The 1,270-nt window shown below is 53.5% G+C and carries 1 protein-coding gene; it reads left to right on the top strand.

Annotated features, from left to right (window positions below; genetic code table 11):
* Positions 1 to 62 precede the first annotated feature (62 nt).
* On the top strand, positions 63 to 1,205 hold the full coding sequence (locus tag OPU96_RS28750; protein WP_442962234.1) for a helix-turn-helix domain-containing protein: 1,143 nt from the start codon (positions 63 to 65) through the stop codon (positions 1,203 to 1,205).
* Positions 1,206 to 1,270 lie beyond the last annotated feature (65 nt).

Genomic DNA, 1,270 nt, shown 5'->3' with positions numbered 1-1,270 from the left:
TTACATATCTAACCGGGGACATGGTTTACAGGTTAATACGCATGATCAGGAGGTAACTGATCATGCCCTGGAACCAAGAGTCTCCCATGGATCAACGAATCAAACTGGTCATCGACTGGCTTTCTGGTGACTTCAGCAAAAGCCAGCTAGCTCGGCGCTTCGACGTCAGTCGACCAACTGTAGATAAATGGATCTCTCGTCACGTTGACGGCGATTTGAAGTCGTTGGCAGAGCTGTCTCGACGACCTCATACCAGCCCAAACAAGACTGACGATGAGATCTTGGCTCGCATAGTGGCGATGAAAGAAGCGCACGATAAATGGGGGCCGAAGAAGCTTGTCAGGCTATTACGAATCGAGGATCCGTCAGTCGCCTGGCCATCGCCCAGCACGGCAGGCCAATGGCTTGACCGGCTTGGGCTGGTCAGTAAACGGCGCTTCAAGCGACGGCACAGCACTGCTCACAGGGAAATGCGCGAAGCCAACGAGCCCAACAAGACGTGGTGCGTTGATTACAAGGGGCAGTTCAAGATGCTCAACGCCCAGATGTGCTATCCCCTGACCGTTACGGACCATGCCTCTCGCTTGATTTTGGCCTGCAGGGCCCACCCCAAAATCATGACCTTGCCCGTCAAACAGGCATTCGAGAGGCTTTTTCAAGAGTACGGGATGCCGGAAGTCATTCGCTCTGACAACGGCGTTCCTTTTGCTTCTCCAGGCCTGGCAAGAATGTCCACACTGGCAGTTTGGTGGATCCGCCTGGGTATCTACCCGGAGCGAACCATGCCGGGAAGACCTGCCCAGAACGGCCGGCACGAACGGATGCATCGTAGTTTGAAGTTTGAGTTGCCACTGGGGAAAAACCTGATTGAGCAGCAGCTCCTGCTGGAGCATTTTCGACATGAATTCAACTACATACGACCTCACGAGGCGCTGGGCATGAAGCGCCCGGGTGAGGTATATGTGCCGTCTACTCGACCTTATCCAGGATGTCTGCCGGATGTGGAGTATGCCGCGGAAATGAAAGTACGAAGCGTCAGACAGAACGGCTCAATCATGTGGAAAGGAAAGTTGTTGTTTGTAAGCGAAGCGCTATCAGGAGAGCGGATTGCGCTCAAAGAAGTTGAAGATGATGTTTGGGATCTGTACCTGTGTGACTATCCCCTAGGGAGGCTTGGACGAGGCATGAGCCGCGTCCAAGCCTAAAATGTGTAAACGATGTCCCCGGTTTCAGATGTAAAGGATGTCTACGGTTCTACACCCGCGCTGGG

It is taken from the genome of Pseudomonas sp. RP-B7, from assembly GCF_059803535.1.
Note: the sequence above shows the minus strand (reverse complement) of the source record. Positions and strands in the feature narration are given on the sequence as shown.